The sequence below is a fragment of the Jatrophihabitans sp. genome (assembly GCF_036388195.1).
GTDB lineage: Bacteria > Actinomycetota > Actinomycetes > Mycobacteriales > Jatrophihabitantaceae > Jatrophihabitans_A.
The window spans coordinates 1-5,739 of the sequence record NZ_DASVSG010000138.1 but is presented as its reverse complement, the minus strand read 5'-3'; the positions used below and the strand labels follow the sequence as shown (position 1 = coordinate 5,739).

Here is a 5,739-nt window from a genome sequence, read left to right as displayed (position 1 = left end):
TAGTCGATGACCAGCCGGGTGTGGGCGGCGATCGAGTAGTCCCCGCGCGGCGGCGGGCCGGAGCGCCCGAAGCCGGGCAGGTCGAGGGCATGGCCGTCCAGCCAGGGCGAGAGCAGATCGGCCAGGTCGGTGAAGTTCGTGGACGCCCCGCCCAGGCCGTGCACATACAGCGCGGGCTCGGCGTCCGGGTTCGCCGAGGGGGTGTGACGGACGTTGATGCGGTTCTGGCCGACCTGCAGCTCGGTGGCCGGCCAGGGCTGGCGGTCGGGGTTCGGCGCGGCCAACCGGTACTCGGCCGTGCTGGCCAGGGTCGCCGTCCGCAGCGGCCGGCTGGGCCGCGGGCGCAACCGGCCGGAGCCGGCCTGCGCGAGCTGCCGGCCCCGGATCAGCGCGCGGCTGCCCAGGACCGGGCGGCGCTGCGCGGGCGGGGTGTTCATTGGAACAAAACTACCGTCGCCTCGCCCGGCCCGCCGCCCGGCGGGAGCGCGGGCCGGCGCTGGCGGACGATCGTGCGTCAGCCGGACTACCCACCGGTAGCATCGACTCGTCCCAGTGCCGGCCAGGAGGGTCTTCGTGACCGAAACCATGGACACCTCACGAGGCGCCCGGCTGCCCCGCTCGGCGCGCCGGAAGCAGTTGCTGGCGGCCGCCCAGGAAGTCTTCGTGACCCACGGCTACCACGCCGCGGCCATGGACGACATCGCGATCCGCGCCGGGGTGTCCAAGCCGGTGCTGTACCAGCACTTCCCCGGCAAGCTGGACCTGTACCTGGCCCTGCTGGACACCCATGCCGAGGATGTCCTGGAGCGGGTCCGGCAGGCGCTGGCCGAGACCGAGGACAACCGGGTCCGGGTACACAACGTGCTGACCGCGTACTTCGACTTCATCGACGGCGCCGACCGGGGGGACGAGGGCGCCTTCCGGCTGATCTTCTCCTCCGACCTGGGCAACGAGCCGGCGGTGCGCGAACGGGTCGACCGGGTGGCCAGGATCACCATGCAGGCGGTGGCAGACACCGTGGCCGCGGACACCGGGCTGGGCCGTCCGCAGGCCGAGCTGCTGTCGGTCGCGCTCACCGGCGCCGCGCAGATCACCGCGACCTGGTGGCTCGATGCCGACCGCCCGATCCCGAAGGCCGAGGCGGTCCGGCTGCTGGAGACCCTGCAGTGGCGCGGCATCTCGTTCTTCCCGCTGCAGCCGGGTGGGTCCGGGCCGTCGGCTGGCGGGTCCGGGCCATCGGCTGGCGGGTCCGGGCCGTCGGCTGGCAGGTCCGGGCCGTCGGCTGGCGGCTGAACGCGTCGTTCGCTCACAGCGCAGCGACCGGTCGGCGACCCGGAGTCGGGGTTCGACTAGCGTGGAACCGTCCGGAGCCGATGGTGTCCGGCGTCGGAGCCTGAATCTCAGCCGTCACCGCAGCAGGTGCGGCCACTGAACTGGAGGATCGCGTGGAGGTCAAGATCGGCGTGCTGCACACTCCCCGCGAGATCGCGCTGGAGAGCAACCAGACGCCCGCCGAGGTCGAGGAAGTGGTCGCCGCGGCGCTCAGGAGCGTGGACGGCCAGCTGTCGCTGACCGACGAGCGGGGTCGCCGGGTGATCGTGCCGGCGAACCTGGTGGCCTACGTCGAGATCGCCCAGGCCGACAGCCGGCGGGTCGGCTTCGTCGCCAGCTGACCAGTTCGAAACGGCTGGTTCGACAGGCCCGTTAGTTCGACAGGCCGATCGCGGTCATCCGCTGGGTGTGCTTGCGGGTGATCCGGTCGGTGAGCTGGCTGATGCCCGTGAGGTCACCGACCCCGCCGACGATGAGCATGGTCAGCGCATCCCGCTCGGCCGCCACCCGCTGCGCCTGGGTGATCGCCTCCCCGACCAGCCGCCGTCCCCACAGCGACAGCCGGGACGCCGCAGTCGGGTCGCTGGAGATCAGCGCGCCCACCTCCCTGATCGCGAACGCGGCGTTGCCCGAATCAGCCAGCGACTCAGTGACCAGCTGCCGGGTCGACGGATCGACGTACTGGGCGATCTCCAGGTAGAAGTCGGCGGCCAGCCCGTCCCCGACGTAGGCCTTGACCAGCGCCTCGCCCCAGGTCCGGGGCTCGGTGCGGCGGTGGAAGGTCTCGACGGCTTCGACGAACGGCGCCATCGCCTGCTGCGGGTCCGCGCCGAGCTCGGCGATCCGGGTCACCAGCTTGCGGTAATGGCCCATCTCCAGCGCCGCGACCTCGCTGAGCGCGGCGCGCAACGCCATGGTCGGCGCCATCCGGGCGTCGGCTGCCAACCGGTCGAAGGCGCTCAACTCGCCGTAGGCCAGCACGCCCAGCAGGTCGATGATCGCGGCGAGATCTGTCTCGTCGGCAGCCGTCATGGCCCTCGGTTCCCCCCTCGCAGGACGTCGCGGCGCGTGCGCGCGGGGCCCACGGTAACCCGGGGTGCGCAGGATGCAGGACTCCGCCAGCTAGACTGGGCCCTCAGGCATCGGGTTCTCCGCCTCCTGCAGCCCTGGTTGCAGACGGGTCCCCCGGGCCGGCTCCACCGTCCTAGCGGGTCTCTGCCGCGCTGGCGGCCAGTAGCGATGGCCCCGCCGCAGGTGCCCACGACTTGTTCGCACCTGTACGCAGAATTGGATACCCGAGATGACAGACGCTGCCTTCGGCGATGCCCCGACCACCCTCGTTCCCGACGAATCGGATCCCGATGCCGTCGTGATAGCCCCGCTGGCGGGGATCGCCCCGGTCAAGCCCGACAGCCCGCTGTTCTCCAGCTTCGCCATCAAGCCCGAGATCATCGAGGCGCTCAAGGCGGTGGGGATCGAGCACACCTTCGCCATCCAGGAGCTGACGCTGCCGATCGCGCTGGCCGGCTCCGACCTGATCGGCCAGGCGCGGACCGGCACCGGCAAGACGCTGGGCTTCGGGGTTCCGATGCTCAACCGGCTCGACCTGCCCAGCGGCAAGGGCGCCAAGCCGCAGGCGCTGGTGATCGCCCCCACCCGGGAGCTGGCCGTGCAGGTGGCCGGCGACCTGTCCACCGCCGGCAAGCGACTCGGCGCCAAAGTGGTCACGATCTACGGCGGACGGGCCTACGAGCCCCAGGTCGAGGCGCTCAAGGCCGGCTGTGACGTGGTCGTCGGAACGCCGGGCCGGTTGCTGGACCTGTCCCAGCAGGGCCACCTGAACCTCGGTTTCGTCCGCTGCCTGGTGCTCGACGAAGCCGATGAGATGCTGGATCTGGGCTTCCTGCCCGACATCGAGAAGCTGATGTCGCAGCTGCCCGCCGGCCGCCAGACGATGCTGTTCTCGGCCACCATGCCGGGGCCGATCGTGGCGCTGGCCCGGCAGTTCCTCAACCAGCCGATCCAGATCCGGGCCGAGTCCGACAGCCATATCCCGGCCACCGAGCATGTCGACCAGTTCGCCTACCGGGCGCACGCGATGGACAAGACCGAGGTGCTTGCCCGGATCCTGCAGGCCGACGGCCGCGGCCTGACGCTGATCTTCACCCGTACCAAGCGGACCGCCCAGAAGGTCGCCGACGATCTCGTCGAGCGCGGTTTTGCCGCCGGCGCCGTGCACGGCGACCTCAGCCAGGGCGCGCGGGAGCAGGCGCTGCGGGCCTTCCGCTCCGGCAAGGTCGACGTGCTGGTGGCCACCGACGTCGCCGCTCGCGGGCTGGACATCGACGACGTAACCCACGTGATCAACTACCAGTGCCCCGAGGACGCGATGACCTACGTGCACCGCATCGGGCGCACCGCCCGGGCCGGCAAGTCGGGCACCTCGGTGACGCTGGTGGACTGGGACGACCTGCCCAAGTGGAAGATGATCTGCGACACGCTGAACCTGCCGCTGCACGAGCCGGTCGAGACCTACTCCACCTCTGACCACCTGTTCCTGGAACTGAGCATCCCGACCTCGGCCAAGGGCGTGCTGCCACGTGCTGCCCGTACCCGCGCCGGGCTGGATGCCGAAACGGTGGAAGACCTCGGCGGGCCGGACCGCAAGAGGTCCTCCCGCGGCGAGCGGCCCGCGCCGGGACGCGCCCGCAAGACCGAGGGATCGTCGCGGTCGCGGTCGCGTGCCGATGCTCCGGCGGGGGGGCCGGAGTCCGAGCAGGACGAGCGCAAGCCGGCTGCCAGCCGCAACCGCCGCCGCCGGCGTACCCGGGCCGGCGCGCCGGTGACCGGGTCCGCCCCGGTGGCCGGCTCCGCCCCGGCGGAGCAGAGCAGCACCGGCTGAGGCAGGACCAGCACAGGTGTCCCACCCGGATGAGCTGACCGCCGACCGGTCCCCGGACCGGGCCGGTCGGGAGCTGACCCCGCCGGGTCGTGGCGCTCCGGCTCATCCAGCGCTGCAGGCCTATCAAGCCCGTACCAGCCGCGCCATGCGTGGCTACGCCGCGATCCTGGCAGTTCTCCTGGTGGCCACGTTCCTCGCCGTACGGGCCGCATATTCGCACGGCGAGCTGGTGCACGTCACCGGCCACACCGCCGCGCCGCCGGCCCCGATCCCCACCGGGTCGACCGCCGACGCGCTGGCCCTGACGTGGCGCAGCACCGACCGGCCGGCCGCTGGCACCCCGGTCCAGGACGGCGTGGTGGTCACCTATGACAGCCACGGCGTGCACGGCCTGGATGCCCGAACCGGCAAGCTCCGGTGGCACTACACCCGCTCGGACCAGACGCTCTGCTCGGTCCTGCAGCAGGACGCCTCGACGATCGCCATCTACAACCGGCACGGCAACTGCGATCAGGTCACCGGGCTGGTGACCGCGACCGGCGCCGTCAAGTGGCAGCGCACCATGACCGACAACGGCATCACCGAGGCCGCCAGCGCTCCGAACGTGGTGCTGACGGTGGCCCGCTACTCCGTCCACGTCATCGACAACGCCGGCGGCCTGGACCGCTGGGACTGGGTCGCACCGGATCGCTGCTTGGTCGACCGGGCGCTTGCCGGCTCGCAGGGCGTGCTGATCAGCACCACCTGCGGCGCGCAACACCGGCTGGTGCTGCGGGGGCTGACCTCCGACGAGCAGAAATGGTCGGTGGACGTGCCACGGGCGATGGTTCCGGTCGCGGCGAGCGCGTTCGTCGGCGCGCTGGACCCGGCCACCGGCGAGCTGCACAGCTACAGCCTCGACAAGGGCGCCGACACCCCCTCCGGCCGGCTGGCCGACCCTGCCGAGCTGCGCGGCCCGCTGGCCCGCCTGCCCCGGGCGGCCACCAGCGTCGACGGCGTGAACTCCGGCAACCAGACCCTGGAGGTGCTCTGGCTCGGCCGGCTGTACAGCTTCGACAAGGCCAGGACGTCCAACTGGTCGGCAGCGGCCGCCGGCCCCGCGACCGTCGTGGGACCGGACGTGCTGGCCGCCTCGGACGATGCCACCGTGCACCGTTACTCCGGCAGCACCGGCGAGCCGCGCGCGGCCGTGGCCCTGGCGCCGGCCATGCCCGGGGTCTTCCGAGCGTTTCCGGTCGGCAACGGGTTGCTGCTGGCCGGCCCGGACACCCGGATGTACCAATGAGAACCGAGTTCGCGCTGCCGGGCGGGATCATCGCCGCCCTGGACAACTGCGGGGTCCGGCCGGAACCGGCGGCGCCGGTGGTGCTGCTGGTGCCCGGCTACACCGGCAGCAAGGAAGACTTCCTGCCGCTGCTGCGGCCGCTGGCCGACACCGGCTACCGGGCGGTGGCCATCGATCAGCGCGGCCAGTTCGAGTCGGCGTGGGCGACCAGCGCCGCGGG

The 5,739-nt window shown here is 72.1% G+C and carries 7 protein-coding genes; 5 read left to right on the top strand and 2 right to left on the bottom strand.

Annotated features, from left to right (window positions below; all coding sequences use genetic code 11):
• A partial coding sequence (locus VF612_RS14390) for an alpha/beta fold hydrolase (protein WP_408660542.1) occupies window positions 1-437 on the bottom strand: 437 nt, incomplete at its 3' end.
• Between the two features lie 148 nt (window positions 438-585).
• Here VF612_RS14390 and VF612_RS14385 point away from each other — a divergent pair.
• Both VF612_RS14385 and VF612_RS14380 read left to right on the top strand, forming a co-directional pair.
• Entirely contained in the window at window positions 586-1,293 is a 708-nt protein-coding gene (locus VF612_RS14385; RefSeq protein ID WP_408660543.1) for a TetR/AcrR family transcriptional regulator, read from the top strand.
• A gap of 152 nt (window positions 1,294-1,445) precedes the next feature.
• Window positions 1,446-1,673, top strand: coding sequence for a DUF3107 domain-containing protein (locus tag VF612_RS14380; RefSeq protein WP_408660541.1), 228 nt, complete (start codon window positions 1,446-1,448; stop codon window positions 1,671-1,673).
• Between the two features lie 31 nt (window positions 1,674-1,704).
• On the opposite strand, the gene VF612_RS14375 is transcribed toward VF612_RS14380, so the two are convergent.
• On the bottom strand, window positions 1,705-2,364 hold the full coding sequence (locus VF612_RS14375; protein ID WP_408660540.1) for a ferritin-like fold-containing protein: 660 nt from the start codon (window positions 2,362-2,364) through the stop codon (window positions 1,705-1,707).
• Window positions 2,365-2,632: 268 nt separating this feature from the next.
• Between VF612_RS14375 and VF612_RS14370 the strand changes: the two genes are divergently transcribed.
• From VF612_RS14370 to VF612_RS14360, 3 genes are all read left to right on the top strand, one after another.
• Window positions 2,633-4,234 (top strand): DEAD/DEAH box helicase, encoded by a 1,602-nt coding sequence (locus VF612_RS14370; protein WP_408660539.1) that lies wholly within the window; start codon window positions 2,633-2,635, stop codon window positions 4,232-4,234.
• 16 nt (window positions 4,235-4,250) lie between these two features.
• A complete protein-coding gene (locus VF612_RS14365; RefSeq protein ID WP_408660538.1) occupies window positions 4,251-5,519 on the top strand; it encodes a PQQ-binding-like beta-propeller repeat protein in 1,269 nt (422 codons plus the stop codon).
• The coding region (locus VF612_RS14360; protein WP_408660537.1) for an alpha/beta fold hydrolase at window positions 5,516-5,739 on the top strand (224 nt) is incomplete at its 3' end. The genes VF612_RS14365 and VF612_RS14360, both read left to right, overlap by 4 nt.